The sequence below is a fragment of the Sinomonas sp. P10A9 genome, assembly GCF_041022165.1.
GTDB classification, from domain to species: Bacteria; Actinomycetota; Actinomycetes; order Actinomycetales; family Micrococcaceae; genus Sinomonas; species Sinomonas puerhi.
Genome location: NZ_CP163302.1, coordinates 2559568 through 2584532, shown reverse-complemented (window position 1 = coordinate 2584532; position 24965 = coordinate 2559568). Strand labels below are relative to the sequence as shown.

22 protein-coding genes are annotated in these 24965 nt (G+C 68.6%); all 22 read left to right on the top strand.

Going from position 1 to position 24965, the window contains the following annotated elements; translation table 11 throughout:
• Positions 1 to 35: 35 nt before the first annotated feature.
• The 22 genes from AB5L97_RS11805 (at position 36) to AB5L97_RS11700 (ending at position 24912) form a co-directional block, all read left to right on the top strand.
• Positions 36 to 1406, top strand: a complete 1371-nt coding sequence (locus AB5L97_RS11805) for a homoserine dehydrogenase (protein ID WP_369047421.1) — start codon at positions 36 to 38, stop codon at positions 1404 to 1406.
• A complete protein-coding gene (thrC, locus tag AB5L97_RS11800) occupies positions 1406 to 2566 on the top strand; it encodes a threonine synthase (protein ID WP_369044811.1) in 1161 nt (386 codons plus the stop codon). Before AB5L97_RS11805 ends, thrC begins: the two co-directional genes overlap by 1 nt.
• The gene (gene thrB, locus AB5L97_RS11795; protein ID WP_307957420.1) at positions 2566 to 3579 is read left to right on the top strand and encodes a homoserine kinase; all 1014 of its coding nucleotides are present in this window, start codon (positions 2566 to 2568) and stop codon (positions 3577 to 3579) included. The genes thrC and thrB overlap by 1 nt, the downstream gene beginning before the upstream one ends.
• A gap of 366 nt (positions 3580 to 3945) precedes the next feature.
• Positions 3946 to 6114, top strand: coding sequence for a transcription termination factor Rho (gene rho / locus AB5L97_RS11790; RefSeq protein WP_369044810.1), 2169 nt, complete (start codon positions 3946 to 3948; stop codon positions 6112 to 6114).
• A gap of 94 nt (positions 6115 to 6208) precedes the next feature.
• Positions 6209 to 7282, top strand: coding sequence for a peptide chain release factor 1 (prfA, locus tag AB5L97_RS11785; RefSeq protein WP_307957422.1), 1074 nt, complete (start codon positions 6209 to 6211; stop codon positions 7280 to 7282).
• Positions 7279 to 8331 carry a N5-glutamine methyltransferase family protein gene (locus AB5L97_RS11780; protein ID WP_369044809.1) on the top strand — a complete coding sequence of 351 codons (1053 nt, stop codon included), beginning with the start codon at positions 7279 to 7281 and terminating at the stop codon, positions 8329 to 8331. The genes prfA and AB5L97_RS11780 overlap by 4 nt, the downstream gene beginning before the upstream one ends.
• Positions 8332 to 8372: 41 nt before the next feature.
• The gene (locus tag AB5L97_RS11775; RefSeq protein WP_423246784.1) at positions 8373 to 9278 is read left to right on the top strand and encodes an L-threonylcarbamoyladenylate synthase; all 906 of its coding nucleotides are present in this window, start codon (positions 8373 to 8375) and stop codon (positions 9276 to 9278) included.
• Positions 9271 to 11121: a glycosyltransferase gene (locus tag AB5L97_RS11770; RefSeq protein WP_369044807.1), complete on the top strand. Its 1851-nt coding sequence runs from the start codon at positions 9271 to 9273 to the stop codon at positions 11119 to 11121. The genes AB5L97_RS11775 and AB5L97_RS11770 overlap by 8 nt, the downstream gene beginning before the upstream one ends.
• A gap of 3 nt (positions 11122 to 11124) precedes the next feature.
• Positions 11125 to 12657, top strand: a complete 1533-nt coding sequence (locus tag AB5L97_RS11765) for an MraY family glycosyltransferase (protein WP_369044806.1) — start codon at positions 11125 to 11127, stop codon at positions 12655 to 12657.
• Between the two features lie 90 nt (positions 12658 to 12747).
• Complete coding sequence (locus AB5L97_RS11760; RefSeq protein WP_369044805.1) at positions 12748 to 13260, top strand: hypothetical protein; 513 nt, start codon at positions 12748 to 12750, stop codon at positions 13258 to 13260.
• Complete coding sequence (locus AB5L97_RS11755) at positions 13253 to 13543, top strand: AtpZ/AtpI family protein (RefSeq protein ID WP_369044804.1); 291 nt, start codon at positions 13253 to 13255, stop codon at positions 13541 to 13543. The genes AB5L97_RS11760 and AB5L97_RS11755 overlap by 8 nt, the downstream gene beginning before the upstream one ends.
• Before the next feature lie 88 nt (positions 13544 to 13631).
• Positions 13632 to 14432 (top strand): F0F1 ATP synthase subunit A, encoded by an 801-nt coding sequence (gene atpB / locus AB5L97_RS11750; protein ID WP_307957429.1) that lies wholly within the window; start codon positions 13632 to 13634, stop codon positions 14430 to 14432.
• 68 nt (positions 14433 to 14500) lie between these two features.
• Positions 14501 to 14704, top strand: coding sequence for an ATP synthase F0 subunit C (atpE, locus tag AB5L97_RS11745; protein ID WP_307957430.1), 204 nt, complete (start codon positions 14501 to 14503; stop codon positions 14702 to 14704).
• 57 nt (positions 14705 to 14761) lie between these two features.
• Positions 14762 to 15310 carry a F0F1 ATP synthase subunit B gene (locus tag AB5L97_RS11740; RefSeq protein WP_369044803.1) on the top strand — a complete coding sequence of 183 codons (549 nt, stop codon included), beginning with the start codon at positions 14762 to 14764 and terminating at the stop codon, positions 15308 to 15310.
• Positions 15310 to 16140 (top strand): F0F1 ATP synthase subunit delta, encoded by an 831-nt coding sequence (locus tag AB5L97_RS11735; protein WP_307957432.1) that lies wholly within the window; start codon positions 15310 to 15312, stop codon positions 16138 to 16140. Before AB5L97_RS11740 ends, AB5L97_RS11735 begins: the two co-directional genes overlap by 1 nt.
• A gap of 91 nt (positions 16141 to 16231) precedes the next feature.
• A complete protein-coding gene (gene atpA / locus AB5L97_RS11730; RefSeq protein ID WP_307957433.1) occupies positions 16232 to 17869 on the top strand; it encodes a F0F1 ATP synthase subunit alpha in 1638 nt (545 codons plus the stop codon).
• Between the two features lie 77 nt (positions 17870 to 17946).
• On the top strand, positions 17947 to 18837 hold the full coding sequence (locus AB5L97_RS11725; protein ID WP_307957434.1) for a F0F1 ATP synthase subunit gamma: 891 nt from the start codon (positions 17947 to 17949) through the stop codon (positions 18835 to 18837).
• A 67-nt stretch (positions 18838 to 18904) separates the two neighbouring features.
• Positions 18905 to 20356, top strand: a complete 1452-nt coding sequence (gene atpD, locus AB5L97_RS11720; RefSeq protein ID WP_307957435.1) for a F0F1 ATP synthase subunit beta — start codon at positions 18905 to 18907, stop codon at positions 20354 to 20356.
• 1 nt (position 20357) lies between these two features.
• On the top strand, positions 20358 to 20639 hold the full coding sequence (locus AB5L97_RS11715) for a F0F1 ATP synthase subunit epsilon (protein ID WP_307957436.1): 282 nt from the start codon (positions 20358 to 20360) through the stop codon (positions 20637 to 20639).
• 10 nt (positions 20640 to 20649) lie between these two features.
• Positions 20650 to 21081, top strand: coding sequence for a DUF2550 domain-containing protein (locus AB5L97_RS11710; protein WP_307957437.1), 432 nt, complete (start codon positions 20650 to 20652; stop codon positions 21079 to 21081).
• 7 nt (positions 21082 to 21088) lie between these two features.
• Positions 21089 to 22408 carry an alpha/beta hydrolase gene (locus AB5L97_RS11705; RefSeq protein ID WP_369044802.1) on the top strand — a complete coding sequence of 440 codons (1320 nt, stop codon included), beginning with the start codon at positions 21089 to 21091 and terminating at the stop codon, positions 22406 to 22408.
• Positions 22405 to 24912: a bifunctional lysylphosphatidylglycerol flippase/synthetase MprF gene (locus tag AB5L97_RS11700; RefSeq protein WP_369044801.1), complete on the top strand. Its 2508-nt coding sequence runs from the start codon at positions 22405 to 22407 to the stop codon at positions 24910 to 24912. The genes AB5L97_RS11705 and AB5L97_RS11700 overlap by 4 nt, the downstream gene beginning before the upstream one ends.
• The last annotated feature ends 53 nt before the right edge of the window (positions 24913 to 24965 follow it).

Sequence of the window (24965 nt, the reverse complement as noted above, 5' to 3'; positions counted from 1 at the left end):
CGATGACGGAAGCGGCGGACACGGTCACGCGGGCGATGGCCGAGGGCAGCACCCTCACCGAGGCGCCCCGTGTGCTGAGGGTTGCACTGCTGGGCGGCGGGACCGTCGGATCCCAGGTGGCGAGGATCCTCCTCGACGACGCCGAGGCGCTGGCCGCCCGGGCGGGCGCACGGCTCGAGCTGGTCGGGATCGCGGTGCGCAACGTCGATGCGCCCCGTGACGTCGAGCTGCCGCGTGAGCTCTACACGACGGACGCAGAGTCCCTCGTGGCGTCCGCGGACCTCGTGATCGAGCTCATGGGCGGCATCGAGCCGGCGCGTACGCACATCATCGCGGCACTGCGCCGTGGTGCCTCGGTCGTGACGGGCAACAAGGCCCTGCTCGCCCAGGACGGCGCAACGCTGTTCGACGAGGCGGACGCGCACGGCGCCGAGCTCAACTTCGAGGCCGCTGTGGCGGGTGCGATCCCCATCATCCGGCCGATCCGTGAGAGCCTCTCGGGCGACCGCATCACCCGCGTGCTGGGAATCGTCAACGGCACCACCAACTTCATCCTGGACGCGATGGACACAACGGGCGCGCAGTTCGAGGACGTCCTCGCCGAGGCCCAGCGGCTCGGCTACGCGGAGGCGGATCCGACGGCGGACGTCGAGGGGCTCGACGCCGCGGCGAAGGCCGCGATCCTCGCCTCGCTCGCGTTCCACACGCGGGTGACGCTCGAGGATGTGCGCTGCGAGGGCATCACGGGCGTCACCGCCTCGGACATCGCCGCCGCCCAGGACGCCGGGATGACCATCAAGCTCCTCGCCATCGCCGAGCTCGTTCCTGCCGGCGCCGCGGGCGACGGGGTGAGCGTGCGCGTCCACCCGACGCTCCTGCCGGCCAAACACCCGCTCGCTGCCGTGCGCGGCGCCTACAACGCCGTCTTCGTCGAGGCAGAGAATGCCGGCGCCCTCATGTTCTACGGCGCGGGCGCGGGAGGCGCCCCGACGGCGTCGGCCATCATGGGCGACGTCGTCACGACCGCACGCCGCATCATCGCGGGCTCCCCGGGCCGTGCCGGAACCACCCGCACCTTGCCGATCGTAGGCCTCGAGTCCGTCACCACGAGCTACAGCATCGGGCTCGAGGTCGCCGACGAGCCCGGCGTGCTCTCGCGTGTGGCACAGGTGTTCGCGGACCACGGCGTCTCGATCGAGACGATGCGGCAGAAGCTGGAGCAGAAGATCGGCCGCGGTGAGGTCCTCCCCGCGGCTGAGGAGGGCGCCCACGGAGCCGGCCGAGCAGAGCTGCGCTTCGTGACCCACCGGGCCTCGGAGGCCGCGCTCGCGGCGACCGTGGCCGACATCAAGAACCTCGACGTCGTCGAATCCGTGACGAGCGTCCTGAGAGTCGAAGGAATCTAGTGGCCCACCAGTGGCGCGGAGTCATCCGCGAGTATGCAGACCGCCTGCCCGTCACCGAGTCCACGCGTGTCATCACGCTCGGGGAGGGCGGCACCCCGCTCGTCCACGCACAGAAGCTCTCCGAGCTGACGGGCTCGACCGTCTACCTCAAGGTCGAGGGCATGAACCCGACCGGGTCCTTCAAGGACCGCGGCATGACCATGGCGATGACCGCCGCGGTCCAGGCCGGGGCGAAGGCCGTGGTGTGCGCCTCGACGGGCAACACGTCCGCGTCCGCCGCGGCGTACGCGACCTCGGCGGGCCTCGCGTGCGCCGTCCTCGTGCCCGAGGGCAAGATCGCGATGGGCAAGCTCAGCCAGGCGATCGCGCATGGCGCGACGCTGCTCCAGGTGGACGGAAACTTCGACGACTGCCTCGAGATCGCGCGGAAGCTCTCCGATTCGTACCCGGTCTTCCTCGTCAACTCCGTCAACCCGGCGCGTATCCAGGGCCAGAAGACTGCGGCCTTCGAGATCGTCGACGCCCTCGGCGACGCCCCGGACATCCACGTCCTGCCGGTCGGCAACGCAGGCAACATCTCCGCGTACTGGAAGGGCTACAAGGAGTACGCGACGGAGACGACCTACTCGTTCGGCGCGGACGGCGAGGACAGCCAGGACGGGGCGGAGCACGACGCCGCCCAGGAGCGCACGCTGCCCGCTGTCTCCACGAAGCTCCCCGTCATGTGGGGCTTCCAGGCGGCCGGGGCCGCCCCCTTCGTCGCCGGGCATCCCATCACCCACCCCGAGACGATCGCGACCGCGATCCGGATCGGCAACCCGGCCTCATGGGACACGGCCGTCGCCGCGCGCGACGAGTCCGGCGGACTCATCGACGCCGTGACGGACGGCGAGATCCTCGCCGCGCACCGCTGGCTGTCCGCGAAGGAGGGCGTGTTCGTTGAGCCGGGCTCGGCCGCGTCCGTCGCTGGCCTGATCAAGATGCACGAGGGCGGCAGGGTCCCCACCGGCAAGACGATCGTGTGCACCGTCACCGGCCATGGCCTCAAGGACCCGCAGTGGGCCCTCCGCACCGCCGACGGCGGCGAGGTCGTTCCCGTGAAGGTGAGCAACGACGTCGTGAGTGTCGCGGACGCGCTGGGGCTGGAGTCCGGCGCCTGATGACAGCATCGAGCGAGCCGCGCGTCGGGACCGCCCTGCGCCCCGTGGCGCCGGGACAGCGCGTCACAGTGCGGGTCCCGGCGACCAGTGCCAACCTCGGTCCCGGCTATGACAGCCTCGGCCTCGCCCTCGCCCTGTATGACACGGTGACCGTCGAGACGACCGACGACGGCGCGCTCTCGTTCGATCTCGCCGGTGAGGGCGCCGACACGCTCCCCCGCGACGGGAGCCATCTCGTGGTCCGGACGCTCGACGCCGCGCTGGCCCGCCTCGGCTACGCGCGCTCGGGGCTCGCGCTCACCGCGGACAACGTGAGCCCGCATGGCCGCGGCCTCGGCTCGTCAGCCTCCGCAACGGTGGCGGCGGTGCTCGCGGCGGCTGCCCTCGTCGAGCCGGAAGACCGCCCCGACCGCGCGTGGGCACTGCAGCTGTGCAGCGAGATCGAAGGGCATCCCGACAACGTGGCCCCGGCCATCTTCGGTTCGCTCGCGCTGTCCTGGCAGGACGGCGAGGCCTTCCACACGGCGGTCGCCGAGGTGGCGCCCAGTGTGGTGCCGATCGTCGCGATTCCGGACTTCGAGCTCTCGACGGAGCTAGCGCGCTCCCTCCTCCCCTCGTCGATTCCGCACACTGCGGCCGCGGCGAACTCGGGCCGGGCCGCGCTGCTCGTGCACGCCCTGACGAAGGAGCCCTCGCTGCTGCTGCCGGCCACCGAGGACTATCTCCACCAGAGCTACCGCTCGGGCGCCATGGAGCCGAGCGCGCGTCTCATCGGGCAGCTGCGGTCCGAGGGACATGCGGCGGTCGTCTCGGGTGCCGGCCCCACGGTTCTAGCCCTCGCGGACGGCGAGGAGGAGGCGGACGAGGTGCAGGGCGCCGTCGAACGCTTCACGGGGTATCTGGCCGAGGGGCTGTTCGATGCGGAGCAGGGCGGCGAGTCTGTGACACGCTGGCGCGTGCTGCGTCTCGCCGTTGACCGCGAAGGTGCTAGAGTGGACGTGCATCCACGGTAAATCAGCGGTAAATCTGCTCAGTGGTGAATCTCCCCGGCGAATCTCTTCAACGGTGAACCCGGTGATTCTGCGCATTCGTGATTCTTCAGGCCACACTGTGAGGGCATGCTGCGCAACCCCAGTCCAGTTTTCCGTCAGGGATGCCGCCCCTCCAGCGCTGCAGCCGGTCTGGCTGCCTGCGGTCGATCCGCACGCAGGCCCAGACACGAATCAGGACCTCGCACGCTCGGGGCGGGCTGAACTACTCAGGCCCTGCCTGGCCATCAGGCCCCGCAGGCCACAGCCTGGTCGCCGCTCCAGTCGGCGGCCACGACCACGATGCGCCGGCTCTGCAATGCCGGCGTTTCGACTCCGGAAGGACCATCCGTGACACAGACCACTGAGCTGAACCCAGCAGTGGAAGCCTCCTCCGCGTCCGAGTCCAAGGGAATCGCCGGCCTCAAGCTCGCGCAGTTGCAGGCCTTGGCATCCCAGCTGGGCATCACCGGTGGATCCCGCATGCGCAAGGGCGACCTTGTTACCGCGATCACCGCCCACCAGAAGGGTGAGCCCGTGGGCCGCCCGGCCGCGCGCCGGGCCGTTCCCACCACGACCGAAACGCCCGCCGAGCTTCCGCTCCCCGAGACCGGCACGACTGTGCAGGCGGCGCGTACGGCGCAGCCGGCACCGACTGCCGAAACGGCCGACGAGGCCTCGGAGACCGGTGCGGCGCCTGCCCGCACGCGCGGCCGTGCCCGGCGCCGCGCCGGCAGCGACGGCGTCGTGACGCCCGGATCCGCGCCGGCCGCCGAGGAGGCAGCCCCGCAGGCGGAGGCCGCCCAGGCCCCTGCTGCGCCGCAGGCCGAGACCCACACCGAGGCTCCGGCAGAGTCCGGGACGCGCCAGAGCCGCACCCGCTCCCGCAACCGGCGCCCCGAGTCCGGCGAAGCCTCGGCCGAGACGGCCCAGGCTCCCCGCGGGGACGCCGCAGAGGCTCCCTCGCACGAGCGCGGCCAAGCGGTTGGCACTGCCGAGGCCCCCGCTGAGGGCCGCCAGGACGAGTCTGGCGAGGGCCGGAACCGACGTGGGGACCGGACCCAGCAGGACCGCCAGGGCGGCCAGCAGTCTGATCGCCAGGACCGTCAGCAGGACCGGCGCCGCGACGAGTTCGACGGCGAGGACGGCGGTTCGCGCCGTTCGCGCCGCAACCGTCGTGGACGCGACCGTGACGACGTTCAGGGCCAGCAGGGGAACCGGAACGACCGCTTCCGCGACCGCAACGAGCGCATGCGCGACCGGAGCGGACGTCGCAACGCCGGCCCCGAGGTCGACGAGACCGAGGTGACCGAAGACGACGTGCTGCTTCCCGTGGCGGGCATCCTCGACGTCCTCGAGAACTACGCCTTCATCCGCACGTCCGGCTACCTCCCGGGCCCGAATGACGTCTACGTCCCGCTCACGCAGGTCAAGAAGTACGGCCTGCGCAAGGGTGACGCCGTAGTCGGTGCGATCCGCGCCCCCCGCGACGGCGAGGAGAACCAGAACCAGAATCAGGGCCAGAGCCACGGCGGCCGCCAGAGCCACAGCAACCGCCAGAAGTTCAACGCCCTCGTCCGGGTCACGAGCGTCAACGGCAAGAGCCCCGAGGAGATGAAGGGCCGCGTCGAGTTCACCAAGCTCGTTCCGCTGTACCCCTCCGAGCGCCTGCGCCTCGAGACGGACCCGAAGAAGATCGGCCCCCGCGTGATCGACCTCGTGGCCCCGATCGGCAAGGGCCAGCGCGGCCTCATCGTCTCGCCGCCGAAGGCTGGCAAGACGCTGATCCTGCAGTCGATCGCGAACGCGATCACGATCAACAACCCTGAGGTCCACCTCATGATGGTGCTCGTGGACGAGCGCCCCGAAGAGGTCACGGACATGCAGCGCTCGGTCAAGGGCGAGGTCATCGCCTCGACGTTCGACCGTCCGGCCGAGGACCACACGACCGTGGCGGAATTGGCCATCGAGCGTGCCAAGCGGCTCGTCGAGATGGGCATGGACGTCGTCGTGCTCCTCGATTCGATGACCCGCCTCGGCCGTGCGTACAACCTCGCCGCGCCGGCGTCGGGACGCATCCTCTCCGGCGGTGTCGACTCGGCCGCGCTCTACCCGCCGAAGCGCTTCTTCGGTGCGGCGCGCAACATCGAGAACGGCGGCTCGCTCACGATCCTCGCCACGGCGCTCGTCGAGACCGGGTCCAAGATGGACGAGGTCATCTTCGAGGAGTTCAAGGGCACCGGCAACATGGAGCTCCGCCTGTCCCGCCAGCTCGCGGACAAGCGTATCTTCCCGGCCGTCGACGTCAACGCGTCCGGCACCCGCCGCGAGGAGAACCTGCTCTCTCCGGAGGAGGTCCGCATCATGTGGCGCCTGCGCCGCCTCCTCTCGGGCCTCGACACGCAGCAGGCCCTCGAACTGCTCACGTCGAAGATCCGCGAGACTGGCTCGAACGTCGAGTTCCTCCTGCAGGTGCAGAAGACGACCCTCGCGTCCAAGTCGGAGAGCGACAAGCACTAGCGCCCCGCCCACGGCGGCCGGCCCCGGACACCACCCGGCGCCGGCCGCCGTCGTCGTTCGTTGAACACACCCACCCCCTGACGAAAGGCCCCACATGTTCGAGTCCGTGCAAGGACTTCTGGATGAGCACGCCGAGCTCCAGAAGCAGCTGAGCGATCCCGCGGTCTACCAGGACCAGGCGCTCGCGCGGAAGCTCGGACGTCGTTCGGCCCAGCTGAACGGGATCGTCGAGGCGTACAACCGCTGGAAGACACTCGGCGACGACCTCGAGGCCGCGCGCGAGATGGCCGCCGAGGACCCCGAGTTCGCGGCCGAGGTCCCGGACCTCGACGCGGCACACGAGGAGGCACAGGAGAAGCTGCGCCGACTCCTCATCCCGCGCGACCCCAACGATGCCCGCAACGTGATCCTCGAGGTCAAGGGCGGCGAGGGCGGAGACGAGGCTGCCCTCTTCGCGGGCGACCTCCTGAGGATGTACACCCGCTACGCGGAGTCGAAGGGGTGGAAGACGGAGATCCTCTCCTCGACCGAGTCGGACCTCGGCGGGTACAAGGACGTCCAGGTCGCGATCAAGGGCTCCTCCAACGATCCGGCGGAGGGTGTGTTCGCCCACCTCAAGTTCGAGGGCGGTGTGCACCGCGTCCAGCGCGTGCCCGTGACGGAGTCCCAGGGCCGTATCCACACGTCCGCCGCGGGCGTGCTCGTGTTCCCCGAGGTGGACGAGCCGGAGGAGATCGAGATCAGCCAGAACGACCTCAAGATCGACGTCTACCGCTCCTCGGGCCCGGGCGGCCAGTCCGTCAACACGACCGACTCTGCTGTGCGCATCACCCACCTCCCCACGGGGATTGTGGTAGCGATGCAGAACGAGAAGTCGCAGCTGCAGAACCGCGAAGCGGCGATGCGTGTGCTCCGCTCGCGCATCCTCGCGCACCAGCAGGAGCAGATCGACGCGGAGAACGCCGACCTCCGCAGGTCCCAGGTCCGCACGATGGACCGCTCCGAGCGTATCCGCACGTACAACTACCCGGAGAACCGCATCGCGGACCACCGCACCGGGTACAAGGCGTACAACCTCGACGCCGTTATGAACGGCGATCTCGGCCCCGTCATCACCTCGTGCATCGAGATGGACGAGCAGCACCGCCTGGACGCGATCGGCGAATGAGCACACCGTCGGCCGGATCCGGACCGGTGGGTGACCCCGAGGACCTCGGTGTGGCGCTGCGGCGCGCTGCCGCCATCCTCGCCGAGGCCGGGGTCCCGAGCCCACGCGTGGACGCCGAACTCCTCGCCGAGCACCTGCTGGCCCGGCAGCCCGACGGCGGGGGGCTCGGCGGCGGTGGCCTCGGCCGCCTCAGGGCGCTCGCCGTCACCGGAGCCCGGGTGCCAGAGGGATTCTGGGACCTCGTGGCCGAGCGCGCCCGCCGCGTGCCGCTCCAGCACCTCACGGGGACCGCGCACTTCCGCCGACTCGCCCTCGCGGTGGGCCCGGGTGTCTTTGTGCCGCGGCCCGAGACGGAGGGGGTTGTGCAGGTCGCGCTCGACTGGATAGCCCAGCATTTCCCGGACGCCGTCACCCCGCAGCCTGCACGGTCAGGGTCCGGCTCGGGTCAGGGATCGGCGACGCCGTCGGGTCGTGGGTCGGCGCACGACCCCGGCCGGTCGCCCCGCGCCGCCCGCTCACACCCGACGGGTCCCGTCGTCGTCGACCTCGGCACCGGATCCGGCGCCATCGCCGCCTCGATCGCGCGCGAGGCGCCGGGCGCCGTCGTGCACGCCGTCGAGTTGTCCGATCTCGCGTACGCATGGGCTGCCCGGAATCTCGCGCTTCCCGAGGTCGGAGGCCGTGTGCACCTGGTCCGCGGCGACCTGCGGACGGCGTTCAGGGAGCTCGACGGGACGGTGGACGTGGTCGTCTCCAACCCGCCGTACATCCCGCCGGACATGGTCCCGAGGGATCCGGAGGCCGCTCTGCACGATCCCGAGATGGCCCTCTACGGGGGCGCGCAGGGCGGTCTTGAGCTGCCTCTCGCCGCCGCTGTGACGGCCGCCCGGCTGCTGGTCCCGGGAGGCTTCTTCGTCATGGAGCACGCCGAGGTCCAGGCTGAGCGGATTCCCGAAATCCTGGGAGCGAGCCCGTCCTGGACCCACGTGCAGCGCCACGACGACCTCAACGGGCTCCCGCGCGCCACGAGCGCAGTCCGGGCCGCCTGAACGTCGAGGGGCACACCGGAGCCCGTGGAAGAATGGACGCCGTGACCACCGCGACGTACAACTGCACCGATCCGCTACAGCGCGCCGAGGGCCTCGCCCATGCACAGCGCGCGATCGCCCAGAAGCAGTGCGTCGTGATACCGACCGACACGGTCTACGGCATCGCAGCCGACGCGTTCTCTGCCCAGGCGGTCGCGACGCTCCTAGCAGCCAAGGGCCGTGGCAGGTCGATGCCGCCGCCCGTCCTCATCCCCAGGCTCCAGACGATGGACGGCCTCGCTACCGAGGTCCCCGCGGGGGGCCGCGCCCTCGCCGAGAAGTTCTGGCCCGGCCCGCTCACGCTCATCCTCCACGCCCAGCCGTCGCTGACCTGGGATCTCGGCGAGACGAAGGGAACGGTGGCCCTCCGCATTCCCGATGACGAGCTTGCCCAGGCCCTCTTGACGATCACAGGCCCCCTTGCCGTGTCGAGTGCCAACCGCACGGGCCAGGCGGCGGCGCAGACAGCCTCCGAGGCTCGCGAGCAGCTGGCCGAGAGCGTCGAGGTCTACCTCGAGGAGGGCTTCCGGCCTGTCGAAGGGACCGCGGAATCCGGAGGCCTCCCCTCGACGATCGTGGACTGCACGGGGGAGCGGCTGCGCGTGGTGCGCCAAGGCGCCCTGAGCCTCGACGCCATCCGCGAGATCGTGCCCGACGTCCTCGGACTCGGCGAGGAGCCTGAGACGCTGACTGAGCCTGAGGCATCCCAGGATCCGCTGACGCTGGCGAAGCCTGAGGAGCAGTCCGAGCCCGGGGTGCCTGCCCGGGTCGAGCCCGCACAGGCCGAGGCCGAAGCCGTCCACGCCGAAGCCGCCCAGGACGAGCCCGCTCCGAGCGATCCCGCGATGCCGGCCGAGCCAGTAATGCCGGCCGAGCCCGAGAACGTCAAGGGGCAGCCGCGTGACTGATCCCCGCTCGACTCGGGTTGTCGCTGTCATGGTCAGCTACAACCGGCGGGAGCTTCTTGCGCGGTCCCTCGCAGCCATCGCCGCGAGCGACCGGCTGCCGGACGCCCTGGTGGTGGTAGACAACGGCTCGACCGACGGTTCGGCCGACTATGTCGCCTCGCTCACGATGCCGTTCGAGGTTGATCTCGTTCGCCTCGCCGAGAACACCGGCGGTGCGGGCGGATTCACCATGGGCATGGCCACGGCGCTCGAGAAGCACAGCCCGGACCTCCTGTGGGTCATGGACGACGACACCGTCCCCCGGCCGGCCGCGCTCGCTGAGGCCGTGCGCCTCTGGGCCGCGTGCATCGAGACGGACAAGCCGGCCTTCATCGCGAGCCGAGTTGTCTGGTCCGACGGTCGTGACCACCCGATGAACACGATGCGCGACAGGTGGGATGCCTCGCCGGTCGACCGGCGATTCGCCGCCGCGCACCGCGCGCGGGTCGTCCGCTCGGCGTCGTTCGTCTCGCTCTTCGTCTCCGCTGACGCGGTCCGCGCGCTCGGCCTTCCGGTGGCGGACTACTTCCTCTGGAACGACGACTTCGAATTCACCGCCCGGCTCGCGCGCCGTCGGCTGGGGCTCGCAAGCCTCGATTCGGTCGTCGAGCACCATACGAAGATCTTCGATTCGTTCACGGTCGATATCGGCGAGCGATTCCGGTTCGAGGTGCGCAACAAGATCTGGACGTTCTTCCGCTCGCAGGCGCTCGCGCCCGCCGAGAAGGTTCTGTACGGCGGGTCGACCCTCCGCCGCTGGGGTCGGATGGTCGCCGGCAGCCCGCGGCCCGGCGTCGTCCTCCGATCCGGCCTCCTCGGGCTGCGGGAGGCCCTCGCCCACCCACCGCGGGCGAATGACGCGGTGCTCGCCGGGGTCGGCGGGCTGCCCCGCCGCGCGGCCCACTCCGACCCGGAGCCAGCCGGGTCCTCCGACGACCCGGCCCACTCCGGGTTCTCCGTCCTCCTTCCCGTCTACGCGGGCGACGACGCCGCCCGCGTGCGCAGGGCGCTCGAGTCCGTCACGGCTGACCAGACCGTGCCGCCAGCACAGGTGGTCATCGTGCGGGACGGCCCGGTCAGCTCCGACATCGAAGCTGTCCTTGCGGACGCCGAGCGTGACGCACGCTTCCCGGCTGAGGTACTCCGGCTTCCGGCAGGCGTCGGACTGGCCGACGCGCTCGATGCTGGCCTGCGGGAGTGCCGCCACGATGTCGTGGCCCGGATGGACGCCGACGACGTCTCCGTCCCCGAGCGGTTCGCGCGCCAGCTTGCCCTCATGGCTGCCGGCTACGACATCGTCGGGTCGGCGATCGCCGAGATCGGGGACGACGAGTCCCACCGGATCGCGAGCCGGCCCGTTCCGGCCACGCACCGCGAGATCATGGCGCAGCTCGGGTTCCGGACGCCGTTCAACCATCCCAGCGTCATGTACCGAGCATCGGCGGTCTACGCAGCCGGGGGCTACCGGGGCGTGCCGGACATGGAGGACTACTGGCTGTGGGCCCGCATGCTGCACCGCGGCAGCCTCGGCGCCAACGTCCCCGACGCACTCGTGCTGTACCGCGTGAGCGACGGCGCCTACGCGCGCCGCGGGGGCCAGCGCATGCTGACCGCTGAGCTGCGCCTCCAGCGCCGCATGCTCGCCGCCGGGTATATCAATGGGCTCACCTTCGTCCGGAACATGCTGGTGCGCGGGATCTACCGGCTGGTCCCGACGCGGGTACGGCGCCGCGGCTACCGCGCTGCCTTCACCGAGCACCCGGACATGTCCGGGAACAGAACCGCCGGGAAAGCGGCCTGCTGAGCCATGTTCATCTACCTCCTGGTGGCCATGCTGGCCGCCGTCGTCACCTACGCCGCCACCGGGGTGGTCCGGGTCGGAGCGCTCCGGCTCGGCATCGTCTCCCCGGTGCGCGAGCGCGACGTTCACACACGAACTGTGCCGCGGCTCGGTGGACTCGCCATGTTCACCGGATTCGCGGTGGCCTTCGCAGCGGCCTCGCAGACCTTCTGGCTACGGTCGATCTTCGTCGAGACGGCCCAACCGTGGGCCGTGCTGTGGGGAGCAGGCGTGATCGTCGTCGTCGGCGCTATCGACGACATCGTGGATCTCAACAGCTGGGTCAAGCTGTGCGGCCAGCTCGTGGCCGCCGCGATCGTCGCAGTGTGGGGGCCCCGTGTGACCTTCCTGCCTCTCGGGGCGCTCCCGGTGACCGAGGAGTGGCTCCAGATCGGGCTCACGATGTTCCTCATCGTGCTGACGGTCAACGCGATCAACTTCGTCGACGGCCTCGACGGGCTAGCCGCAGGAGTGGCGGCCATCGGCGGCCTCGCGTTCTTCATCACGGCCTACTGGGTTCACCGCAACGCGCTGCTGCCCAATTACACCGACCTCGCGACGCTCCTCATGGCATTGCTCATCGGCATCTGCCTGGGGTTCCTGCCGCACAACGTCAACCCCGCGAAGATCTTCATGGGTGATTCGGGGTCGATGCTGCTCGGGCTGCTCATGGCCACGGGTGCCGTGGTCGCGACCGGCCAGATCGGGTCGGGACTCTACGACCGCGCCGAGGGCATCCCGGCCTACTTCCCGGTGATCCTGCCGATCGTGGTCATGTCCCTGCCGTTCCTCGACCTCGTGCTCGCCGTGCTGCGCCGCACCACGAGCGGACGCTCGCCCTTCTCGCCGGACCGGGAGCACGTCCACCACAAGCTCCTCGACCTGGGCTACACCCATCGGCAGGCCGTCGCCGTGATGTATGTCTGGGCCGCGTTCGTCGCGTTCGGGGGTGCAGCCTACGCCTTCGTGCCGTGGATGCCGCTCACGCTCGTCAACCTCATTGTCCTGCCCACCGTGGCGTTCCTCACGATGCACCCTTGGGTTCGGCAGACGGTGGGAAATCCATCGTCGCGGCCCACATGGCTGCACTGGAGCCTGTGGGTCCCGCGCTTCACCCTGCCCTTCGTGGCGAGTCTCGCCACTGCGACTGCGTTGGGCTTCACGGGGCTCGCCAACGGGGGAGTGGCCTTCCTCTACTCGACCTTCCTCGGGCTCGGCATCGCCGTTCTGTGCGGCGGTGCGCCGGTGGTGATCCTCCACTTCGCGGCGCCGACCCTGCCCTTCACCGGCAGGACCCTCATCGCGGATCTGCTCATGAAGCTCGCCGCCCTGGCCATCGCTCTCTTGCTCGTCGGCATCCCCGGCTGGGCCAAAGCCGAGTGGTACTGGTTGTCGCTCGTAGCCTGCGGTGTCGTGTGGCTCATGGCCCAGGCCCTGGTGGCGCTCGCACAATGGCGCCCGACGGCGCCCGGGCGCCGGGCGAACCGGGTCGGGGCTTGAGTTCTATCCTGTGTAGAATAGGCATGCACCCACCCTCCACGCCGGTGACCTGGCAGCAGGTCACCGGCGATCTGGCATGAAATGGACCCTATGACGCATCCACACGGCTTCTCAGGCCGTCCTGGCGTCGGCGGTTCCGCAAGCCACGGCTCGCCGTGGCTCCGCCTCGCAGCCCAGTGCTCGGGGGCGTCCGTGGGGGCCGCAGCTATCCTCGCGATCGTGGCGTTTGCCACAACCGGCGCTGGCGCCGGGGGCAGCGTGCTCTTCTCGGCGGCAATCGTCATCGTCTTCTTCGCCCTTAGCCTCATTGCGGGCCACCTCGCGGGCCGCAACAACCCCTCGGGTGCGATCGGCGTCTTCGCCGTCGTGTATGCCATCAAGATCTTCGGGTTCGCTGCGCTCCTGCTGTGGCTCGGCAAGCCCGCGTGGATTGTCGGCCCGTGGTTCGGGGCGTCCGGGATCGTGACGGTTGTCGTGTGGCAGGCGGTCGAGGTCTTCGCCTTCAGCAGGCTCAGGCTCCAGATCTTCGACGACGCACCGGCGGCTTCGGCCGACCGAGGCGACGCCCCGCCGTCGTCCGAGGAGGCCGATTCGCATGACTGAGAAGAACCCTCCGAAGGGGCCTGCCGGCAAGCCCGAGGGCGATTCCGGATACAACTCCGGAATGGCCGTCTTCAGCTATGTAATTGGCGGGATCGTAGTCTGGAGTTTGATAGGGTGGGGGCTGGACAATCTCCTGAAAACGCACTGGCTCGTGCTCGTCGGTGCACTGGTGGGGATTGCAGGCGGCATCTATCTGACCATGAAGCACGGGCTCCTGACGCACACCAAGGGTCCTGCCGAGCCTCAGGGCCCAGGGGACCGCGCCGACGAGGACAGCCGCTGATGGAGCACCCAAAAATTTCACATGTGGGGGTCGAAAGCTACTCGCCCCGGCATCTGCCCGATGATGGACACTGCAGAGAGGAAACGCGTTGACCCCGCTCACGCTTCCGGCCGAAGACTCCGGCGCTTTCACCCCGCCCACTCTTGAGGACATGCACCTCCCGGCAATCTTCCCGTGGGGCGAACATGACGGCTTCTCGAAGCAGATGCTCATGGTCCTGCTGTCCGTCGTCATCATCGCCTGGTTCTTCCTCGCCGCGTCCCGCAAGGGACAGCTCGTGCCGGGCAAGCTCCAGTTCGCCGGGGAGTACCTCTACGGCTTCGTGCGCAACTCGATCGGCAAGGACATCATCGGCGGGCGCGACTTCATGAAGTTCGTGCCCCTGCTGTTCGCCCTCTTCTTCTTCATCCTGGTGAACAACATCTACGGCGCGATCCCGTTCCTCCAGCTGCCCACCATGTCCCACGTGGGCGGCGCGTACTTCCTCGCTGGCCTCGTGTACGTCACGTGGATCGGGGTTGGGCTCAAGAAGTTCGGCCCGAAGTTCATCAAGCTCACGGTCGTCCCGTCCGGTGTCCCGTGGTTCATCATGCCGATCGTGGTGCCGATCGAGATCATCTCGAACTTCATCGTCCGCCCGATGACGCACAGCCTCCGACTCTTCGCGACCATGCTCGCCGGGCACCTCGTCGTCGCCCTCGCTGGCTCGGGCATCGCGTTCCTCATCGAGCAGGAGAACGTCCTGCTCAAGGGAGCTTCGATCCTCGTCCTTGCCGGCGCCACGGCGATGTACATGCTCGAGGCCTTGATCATGGTCCTGCAGGCCTATGTCTTCACCCTGCTGACCGCGATCTACATCCAGGGCGCGCTTCACGCCGACGCCCACTGAGAATTCCCCCTGAAGGGGGATGAACCGAACACGAAAATCGCCCCTTTGGGCAACCTGAAAGGAACACAATGACCGGCAACATCAACCTCGTCGGGTACGGTCTGTCTGCCATTGGCGGTGCCATCGGTGTGGGCCTCGTCTTCGCGGCCTACATCAACGGCGTCGCCCGCCAGCCGGAGGCGCAGCGCGTGCTCCAGCCGATCGCCTTCCTTGGCCTCGCACTGACCGAGGCGCTCGCGATCCTCGGCCTCGTGTTCGCCTTCGTGCTCTGACCCTTTTCCCACAAGGCACACTCAGCCAGAACCGAGTAGAGAGGAGGGGTGCACCACATGCATCAGTTCATTGTTCGTGCCGCCACTGAGGGCGCGAACCCGCTCATGCCCAACTGGTGGGAAATCCTGGTCGTCGCCGTCGGCTTCGCCATCCTGCTCTGGATCGTCGTCCAGTTCGTCGTTCCGGCGTTCGAGAAGACGTTCGCCGAGCGCGCGGAGGCCATCGAGGGCGGCATCGCCAAGGCCGAGAAGGCCCAGGCGGAGGCATCCGCTGCCCTTGAGGAATACAAGCAGCAGCTCACCGACGCCCGTGCCGAGGCCAACCGCATCCGCGAGGAAGCCCGCGCCGAAGGCGCGCAGATCCTGGCGGAGCTCAAGGAGAAGGCCGCCGCTGAGGCAGCCCGTATCACCGAGCAGGCACACGTCCAGATCGAGGCCGAGCGGCAGCAGGCTGTCGCCTCGCTCCGCGCCGAGGTCGGCACGCTGGCCACGACGCTCGCGGGCCGCATCGTCGGCGAGTCACTAGACGATGATGCGCGATCTGCCCGCGTGGTCGATCGCTTCCTCGCGGAGCTCGAGACCCAGAACGCGGGTGCGGTGAAGTAATGGCAAGAGCATCGAGCGAATCGCTGGCCGCCGCGCTGGCGGACCTGGAGACCAAACTGCCCACGGCCTCGCTGTCGCTGGCACGGGAGCTCTTCAGCATCCTGGGTGTCCTTGACGGCTCCGCCGGCCTCCGCCGCGCGCTGACCGATTCGTCCCGTGAGGGCGCGGAGAAGTCGGCACTCGTGCACGGTCTGCTGGACGGCAAGGCGAGCTTCGACGCCGTCGAGATCACGGCCAGCCTGGCCGCCTCGCGCTGGGCCGATGCCCGCGATGTCAGCGATGCACTCGAGACCCTTGCCTCGACCGTGGCGATCGCCGTGGCCGAGCAGGGCGCCGGTGCAGATGGCCACGGTGGACTGGAGAAGCTCCAGAACGACCTGTTCGCCTTCATCAGCACGGTCGAGTCGAACCATGACGTGCAGGCAGCCGTAACGGACCAGCAGGCCCCGGAGGAGGCGAGGCGCGCACTCGCGCTCCGCCTTGTTCCGGGAGCCTCCGAGGAAGCGAAGCTTCTCATCGGGCAGGCAGTGACGGCTCCGCGCGGCGCCAAGCCAACGGCCCTCGTCGAGAAGTTCGCTTCTCTCGCCGCCGGACGCCAGAAGCGCTGGATCGCCGACGTCGCCGTCGCGCGCCCCCTCTCGGAGGCGCAGACCCAGCGGATGCAGGCGGGGCTCAACGGCCTCTACGGGCGCGAGCTCAAGATGAACACGACCCTGGATCCGTCGCTCGTCGGCGGCGTCCGCGTTTCGGTCGGCGACGAGGTGCTCGATGCCTCGACGGTGACTCGGCTTGGCGAGCTGCGTCGTCAGCTCGCAGCTCAGGCACGCTGAGGCAACAGCACACTTCGTATCAGACAATTCGGTCATCGCAGGCAGTACGGCTCTTCGATGACCACGAGACTCAAGAGAGCAGGACTGCAAGATGGCCGAATTGACCATCAATGCCGACGACGTCCGCAGCGCGCTGAACGACTTCGCGGCTTCCTACGAGCCTGGCACGGCTGATCGCGTCGAGGTCGGCCATGTCACGTCTGCCGGTGACGGCATTGCCCGCGTCGAGGGCCTCCCCTCGGTGATGGCGAACGAGCTCCTCCGTTTCGAGGATGGCACGCTGGGCCTCGCCCAGAACCTCGACGTCCGCGAGATCGGCGTCATCATCCTCGGCGACTTCGGCGGCATCGAGGAGGGCCAGGAGGTGCACCGCACCGGCCAGATCCTCTCCGTGCCGGTCGGCGACGCCTTCCTTGGCCGCGTCGTGGACCCGCTGGGTGCCCCCATCGATGACCTGGGTCCGATCGCGGCCGAGACCACCCGCGCGCTCGAGCTCCAGGCTCCCGGCGTCACGCAGCGCAAGTCGGTCCACGAGCCGATGCAGACCGGCCTCAAGGCCATCGACGCGATGATCCCGATCGGCCGCGGCCAGCGCCAGCTCATCATCGGTGACCGCCAGACCGGCAAGACGGCCATCGCGGTCGACACGATCATCAACCAGAAGTCCAACTGGGCCTCGGGCGACGCCACGAAGCAGGTCCGCTGCATCTACGTCGCGATCGGCCAGAAGGCCTCGACGATCGCGGCTGTGCGCCAGACCCTCGAGGACCATGGTGCTCTCGAGTACACGACGATCGTGGCCTCCCCGGCGTCCGACCCGGCGGGCTTCAAGTACCTTGCCCCCTACGCCGGCTCGGCCATTGGCCAGCACTGGATGTACGGCGGCAAGCACGTCCTGATCATCTTCGATGACCTCTCGAAGCAGGCCGAGGCCTACCGTGCCGTCTCCCTGCTCCTCCGCCGCCCGCCGGGCCGCGAGGCGTACCCGGGCGACGTCTTCTACTTGCACTCCCGCCTGCTCGAGCGCTGTGCCAAGCTCTCGGACGAGCTCGGTGCGGGTTCGATGACCGGCCTGCCGATCATCGAGACCAAGGCGAACGACGTTTCGGCGTACATCCCGACCAACGTCATCTCGATCACCGACGGCCAGATCTTCCTCCAGTCGGACCTGTTCAACGCGAACCAGCGCCCGGCGGTCGACGTCGGCATCTCGGTTTCCCGCGTGGGCGGCGCTGCCCAGGTCAAGGCGATGAAGTCGGTCTCCGGCACGCTCAAGCTCGACCTCGCGCAGTACCGCGACATGCAGGCCTTCGCGATGTTCGCCTCGGACCTCGACGCAGCGTCCCGCCAGCAGCTCACCCGCGGAGCCCGCCTCATGGAGCTGCTCAAGCAGGGCCAGTACTCGCCGTACCCGGTCGAGGAGCAGGTCGTGTCGATCTGGGCCGGTACGCGTGGCTACCTTGACGACGTCCCTGTCGAGGACGTGCGCCGGTTCGAGGTGGACTTCCTCGACTACCTCAAGCGCAAGACGTCGATCCTGACGACCCTTGCCCAGACCGGCAAGCTCGAGGACGACACCGTCGAGGCCCTCAAGACCGCTGTGGCGGACTTCAAGGTCGGCTTCTTCGGCGAGGGCGACAGCCAGCTGGTCGGCGCCGGCCACGAAGAGCACGAGGCTCTTCCCGAGGGCGACGTCAACCAGGAAAAGATCGTCAAGCAGAAGCGCTGATTCCCTGCGTCTGACTGGGCGGGCCGGAGCCCACGGCACCGGCCCGGCCAGTCAGCGAGGGTGAGGAAAGGACAAGAATGGGAGCCCAGATCCGGGTCTACCGCCAGAAGATTGCCTCGACGTCGTCGATGCGCAAGATGTTCAAGGCGATGGAGCTGATTGCTACCTCCCGCATCGGCAAGGCGCGCGCCCGCGTGGCCGCCTCCCTGCCGTACGCGAATGCCATTACTCGCGCCGTTTCTGCTGTCTCCTCTTCGTCCGAGATCGACCACCCGCTGACCACCGAGCCCACCCAGGTGCGGCGCGCGGCAGTGCTGGTCCTCACGGCAGACCGGGGCCAGGCCGGCGCCTACTCGGCCAGCATCATGAAGCAGGCCGAATCGCTTGTCGAGCTCCTCCGCGGAGAGGGCAAGGAGGTGGCCACGTACCTCGTCGGCCGCAAGGGCCAGGCCTACTTCGACTTCCGCAACCGCGACTACGTGCGGGTGTGGACCGGCGGAACCGACAACCCTGATTTCGCAACCGCGCGGGAGATCAGCAAGGTCCTCCTCGAGGCCTTTGCCGCGCGTTACGAGGACGGCGGGGTCGACGAGATCCACGTCGTCTATACCCAGTTCAAGTCAATGGTGGTGCAGGAGCCTACCGTGATCCGTCTGCTTCCCCTCGAGGTCGTCGAGGAGAACGCTGCGGACGCGAAGGAGATCCTGCCGCTCTACGAGTACGAGCCCGAGCCCGAGCAGGTGCTGGACGCCCTGCTGCCGCGGTACATCGAGTCGCGGATCTTCGCGGCCATGCTTCAGGCCGCTGCGAGCGAGCTCGCCTCGCGCCAGCGGGCCATGAAGAACGCGGGCGACAACGCCACGGATCTGATCAAGAAGTACACGCGACTGCGCAACACCGCCCGCCAGGCGGAGATCACGCAGGAGCTGACTGAGATCATCGCTGGTGCCGATGCGCTCAACGCCTGAGCGCACGGTCCGTGCGAGCACCCACCGATAGACTGATTACACGCCATCTACTGAAGAAGTGAGAGAGATGACTGCCACTGCCTCTGAAGCGGTTGCGACCGCTGGCGCGACGGGCCGCATTGCCCGCGTGATCGGGCCGGTTGTCGACGTCGAGTTCCCGGCCGACGCGATCCCGGCGATCTACAACGCACTGACGACGACGATCACCCTCGGTGACCACACCCGCGAGATCACGTTCGAGACCGCGCAGCACCTCGGCGACAACCTCGTCCGCGCCATCTCGCTGCAGGCCACCGACGGCCTGGTCCGCGGCACCAAGGTCGTCGACACGGGCGCCCCGATCTCGGTCCCCGTGGGCGACGGCGTCAAGGGCCACATCTTCAACGTCCTCGGCAAGCCGCTCGACGTTGCAGAGTCGGAGATCAACGCGTCCGACCACTGGCCGATCCACCGCAAGGCACCGTCCTTCGCCCAGCTCGAGGGCTCGACCGAGATGCTCGAGACCGGCATCAAGGTCATCGACCTCCTCACCCCGTACATCAAGGGCGGCAAGATCGGCCTGTTCGGTGGCGCTGGCGTCGGCAAGACCGTGCTCATCCAGGAGATGATCACCCGTGTTGCCCGCAACTTCGGCGGCACCTCGGTGTTCGCCGGTGTTGGCGAGCGCACTCGTGAGGGCAATGACCTCTGGGTCGAGATGGAGGAGGCCGGCGTCCTCAAGGACACCGCGCTCGTTTTCGGCCAGATGGACGAGCCGCCGGGCACGCGCCTCCGCGTGGCGCTCTCGGCGCTGACCATGGCGGAGTACTTCCGCGATGTGCAGAACCAGGACGTGCTGCTCTTCATCGACAACATCTTCCGCTTCACGCAGGCGGGCTCCGAGGTGTCGACCCTTCTGGGCCGCATGCCTTCGGCCGTTGGCTACCAGCCGAACCTCGCCGACGAGATGGGTCTCCTCCAGGAGCGCATCACCTCGACGCGCGGCCACTCGATCACCTCGATGCAGGCGATCTACGTCCCGGCCGATGACTACACCGACCCGGCTCCGGCGACGACGTTCGCGCACCTCGACGCGACGACCGAGCTCTCCCGCGAGATTGCCTCGCGTGGCCTGTACCCGGCCGTTGACCCGCTGACCTCGACGTCGCGGATCCTCGACCCGCAGTACATCGGCCAGGCGCACTACGACACGGCCGTGCGCGTCAAGCAGATCCTCCAGAAGAACAAGGAACTGCAGGACATCATCGCGATCCTCGGTGTCGACGAGCTCTCGGAAGAGGACAAGATCGTCGTTGCCCGTGCCCGTCGCATCCAGCAGTTCCTCTCGCAGAACACCTACACGGCGAAGCAGTTCACCGGCGTCGAGGGTTCGACCGTGTCCATCAAGGACACCATCGAGGGCTTCACGGCCATCTGCGACGGCGAACTGGACCACGTGGCCGAGCAGGCGTTCTTCAACGTCGGTGGGCTCGACGATGTCGAGCGCAACTGGGCCAAGATCCAGGAGCAGACCAAGTAGCATGGCTGAGCTCGAGGTCGAGATCGTCGCGGCGGACCACTTCGTGTGGTCCGGCCCGGCGAAAATGGTCAAGGCCCGCACCGCGGACGGCGAGATCGGGATCCTTCCGGGACACACCCCGGTCCTCGCGATCCTGCATGCGGGCGAGATTGAGATCGAGCCGGTCTCCGGCTCGAGGATCACTGCGACGGTCGACGGCGGATTCTTCTCCGTCGATTCGGACCGCGTCGTGATCGTCGCCGACAACGCCCAGATCGGCGAATCGGCCGCGGGGACTCGTTAGCAAGACCTCGATGGACGATTCCGCCATTCCGTTCGTCGTCCTGGCAGTGGTCTTCCTGCTCCTCGTGGCGATGCTCTGCACTCTCGGGGTGCGCCGCTTCGTTCTGCGGCGCACTCTGGGGACGGTCGATGCCTCCATCTCCAAAGCCTCCGGGCCCTGGCGGATGGGGGTTTGCCGTTATCAGGACGCAGAACTCGAATGGTTCAATCTGCTCTCCCTGAGTCCGGTCGCAGGGCACCGGTTCACGAGGAGCTCGCTTGAGCTCCTCGGGCGGAGGGCACCCACGGAGGCCGAACGGACTCGCGTGCAGGCCGACGTGGTAGTGGTCGAACTGCGTTATCTGGGCGAGAGCGTGCGCTTCGCCATGGACTTCAGCGCCTACGCCGGCCTCGCTTCGTGGCTTGAGGCCGGACCGGTCATCGGCGTCGGAACCTGGCGCTGACCCCGCCATGGACTGGTTCTACGACCTGAGGCTCGTCGATGGTCCTGTCGCCGTGGCGTGCTGGACTCTCGGGGTCGCGGGGACCGTGTTCCTCGTGGGCCTGGTCCTCCTCAGGCGTCCGATAGCGCGCGGCGCGTTCCTGCTGGTGGCGGGTGCTGCGCTGGCGGTCACGGTGACCCTCACCGTTCACTGGCTGCTCGTGGACATCCTGAACGTCTTCCCCGAGGACCTCCCGGGCGACGTCCTCTTCTCGTCCGCCTTCGGCGTCCTCGGCGTCGTGCTCGCTGTCGTCGGAATCGTCCGGCTGGGTCTGACGAGGCGTGTATGGGGCCGGCGGGCCGTGGCCGTCGTCTCTGCGCTGACCGTTGCGCTCCTGTCCGTGCAGCAGATCAACGCGTACTTCGGCCTCAATCTCACCGTCGCGGATCTCGCCGGTGTGGCGGTCAACCGTATCCAGGCCCTCGTACCCACGCTGGAGAGGGCCGGAACGCCCTCAGTTCCCATCGCCTCGTGGAAGGCACCGGACGGACTGCCGGACAACGGCGAACTCCGCAAGGCCCACCTCCCCAACACGGCATCGGGCTTCTCCGCGCGGGACGCGTACATCTACCTTCCCCCGGCGTACTTTGCGACCACACGGCCTGAACTGCCGGTCCTGCTGCTCATGGCAGGCCAGCCCGGCAATCCGTCGGACTGGCTGGGCGGCGGACAGCTCCGGATCACCTTGGACCGCTTTGCGGCAAAGCACGGCGGCGTGGCACCCATTGCCGTCGTCGTCGACCCGCTTGGAGCGCCGGGCAACAACACGCTGTGCATGGATACGAAGCTCGGCAAGGCAGAGACGTATCTCACCCAAGACGTCGTCCCCTGGATCAAGGCGCACCTCACCGTGGCGATGGACCCTCGAGAGTGGTCCGCCGGGGGATTCTCCTTCGGCGGGACGTGCGCGGTCCAGCTCCTCGCCAAGCATCCTGAGATCTTCGGCTCCGCCTTGGGTTTCGCCGCCGAGAAGGAGCCGGCGCTGGCCAAGGATCGGCGCAAGACGATCGATGGCGCCTTCGGCGGGGACACCGCGGCCTTCGAGGAGCAGATTCCCGCACACTTCTTCGCTCTAGGGGGCCAAGAGGGACAGTTCCTGTTCCTCGCCGCGGGCACCCGTGACACTGACTTCATGACCCAGGCGGACATCATCGCGGGCCAGGCGCGCGGTGGCGGCGTGGAGGTGCACGAGGAGTTCGTCCCCGGCGAGGCCCACTCGTGGGAGATGATCGCCAAGGCGATTCCCGTGGGGCTTGACCTTCTGGCGTCACGCTGGAGCCTGCCGTGACCGGGATCAAGTCGCTCGTTTCGGCGCTGAAGGCGGCCCTCCGCGGCGCCCGGAGGGTTCCGTTCACCGTTGGCGTGATCGCGACCCTCTGGATCACGGGGATCGCCACGGGCAGCATCCTCTCCGGTCCCAGCCCTGCCGTCCTCGACATCGTCGGTGGCGACCTCGGGTCGCTGCGCTCGGGCCAGTGGTGGGCCGCGCTGACGTCCATCTTCTTCGTTACGAACCCCCTCGCCTATGTCGCTGCGACGGTCGTGGTCGGCACGCTCGTGCCGGTGGCCGAGACGGCCTACGGCTCCCTCAAGGCCGCGGCGCTGTTCTTCCTCGGGGACTTTGCCACGGTCATGGTGTTCTTCACCGTGACCCAGCTCGCCCGCATCGGCGGCGACGGCTGGCTCGGGTCGATGGTCGAGGACCCTGTCCTCGGCCCGTACCCGGCCGCGGTCTTCACCGCCATGGCAGCGAGTCCCTCGCTCGGCGTCCTCTGGCGGAGGCGCCTGCACACCGCAGTGATCGGCATCGCCGCGATGCTCACGCTGTATGTGGGGCACTCGGAGACCGTCCTCGGGCTCATGGGAGCCCTGCTCGGAATCGTTGCGTCGTGGTGGTCCACGCGCCGGCGCCAGGACGCCCATGTTGTGGTGCCGTCTGTCCGAGAGCGCCGCAACATCCTCGTCGTCATTGTCACGCTTGCAGCGGTGGGCCCTGTCCTCACGGCTCTTACCCGCAGTCCTTCGGGGCCGTTGGCGCTCGTGAGGGACATGGTGCTGAACCCACTGCCGGTGCTGACCCAGCTGCAGCAGGACTGCGGGGGCACCGTTGATCCCGCATGCCTCCAGGCCGCCCAACCGACCTTCCTCTCGCCCGAGGGATACCTGACCTCCCTCGTGCCCATGGCCATCCTCCTTGTCTGCGCCGAGGGCCTGCGGCGCGGCCGCATTATTGCACTGCGGCTGGCCATCGCGGTACAGCTGGCAGTCGGCACCCTCGCGGTCGGCTACCTTGCCCTGTTCCTGAGGGTGCGCGCCTCGCCGGGGCGGCCCCGCTTCTCGGCGCTGGCCTCGGGATTCGCCCACATCCTGCCCATCGCCCTCACGGCGATAGCGCTCATCGTGGTGCTCTGGCTCAACCGCGACCTGTTCCCGGTCCAGACTGCCCGGGGCATGCGACGTCGCCTGGGCGCGGTCGCCGCCGTGGTGGCCGGCGGCCTCGTCCTCGCCTACACCCTCCTGTGGTGGCAGAGCGGTGGCCTGGGGCGCCGTGATTCGGTCTGGGGCCTCGTGGGAGAACTCGTCCGGCAGTACCTCCCCGCGCCTATCCCCAGAAGCTACGAGACGCTCTTCAGGAACCGCAGCGAAGCGGAGCTCTGGCTCTTCACGCACAGCGGACTCATCGTGTGGCTCGTGGGACTCGTGCTCGTCGCCGTCGTCGTGCTCCGTGGGCGTCAGTCGCTCGGCGCGCGCGATGACAGCCTGCATCTCGCCCGCAGTCTCGTGCGCAAGGGAGGGGGAACGCTCTCATGGATGACCCTGTGGCCCCCGAACCAGTTCTGGTTCGACGATCATGCGACGGCGGGCCTCGCCTTCCAGTTGCACGGAAGGGTCGCCCTCTCGGTGGCGGGACCGATCGGTGCCCCGGGCCGCGGGCCGGCGGCGGTGGTGGAGTTCATCGGACATTGCGCACGCAATGCGCTCGTGCCCTGCTTCTATTCGCTCTCAGCCGACCTGTGGCCGGTCCTGCGCTCGAGGGGCTTCCACCGGGTCGAGGTGGCGCAGGAGACGAGGCTGAGGGTCCGGGAGCTGGAGTTCGTCGGCAAGGAGTGGCAGAACGTCCGCACTGCGGTCAACAAGGCTGGCAAGCTCGGGGTCCGCGCCGTGTGGACGAGGTACCACCAGCTGTCGCCCGCGCAGCGCCAGCAGCTGAGCGCGCTCTCCGAGGAATGGTCCGCTCAGAAGGCCCTGCCGGACATGGGCTTCACCCTGGGAGGGGTCGATGAGCTCAATGACCCCGAAGTCCTCCTGTGCCTTGCCTCCGACGAGCAGGGAAGGATCCGCGGTGTGACGAGCTGGCTGCCCGTGTTCGAGGATTCCCGCGTGGTGGGCTGGACCCTCGACTTCATGAGGCGCGGCCCGGACTCCTTCCCGGGAGTCATGGAGTTCCTCATCGCGTCGGCCGTGACCGAACTGCGTAGCAGCGTTGACTGGATCTCACTGTCGGGGTCTCCGCTCGCGGCCGATCCGACGGGTGAGCGCGCCGAGGTGGACGCCGGCGACGAACTCCTCTCGCGGCTCCTGAACGCTGTGGGGCACGCCCTTGAGCCCGTCTACGGCTTCCGCTCCCTAGCAAAGTTCAAGTCGCGGTTCCAGCCCGAATACCATGCGCTCTACATGTACTATCAGGATCCTCTCCAGCTGCCCGCCATCGGACAGGCACTGGCCCAGGCCTATCTGCCGGGCCTGACGATGAGGCACCGCATGCGGATCCTGCGCCAGATTGTCAGTTAGCACGGATTGCCGGAAGGCGCGACAATTCGGCACCGCAGATGATTCTTTACATT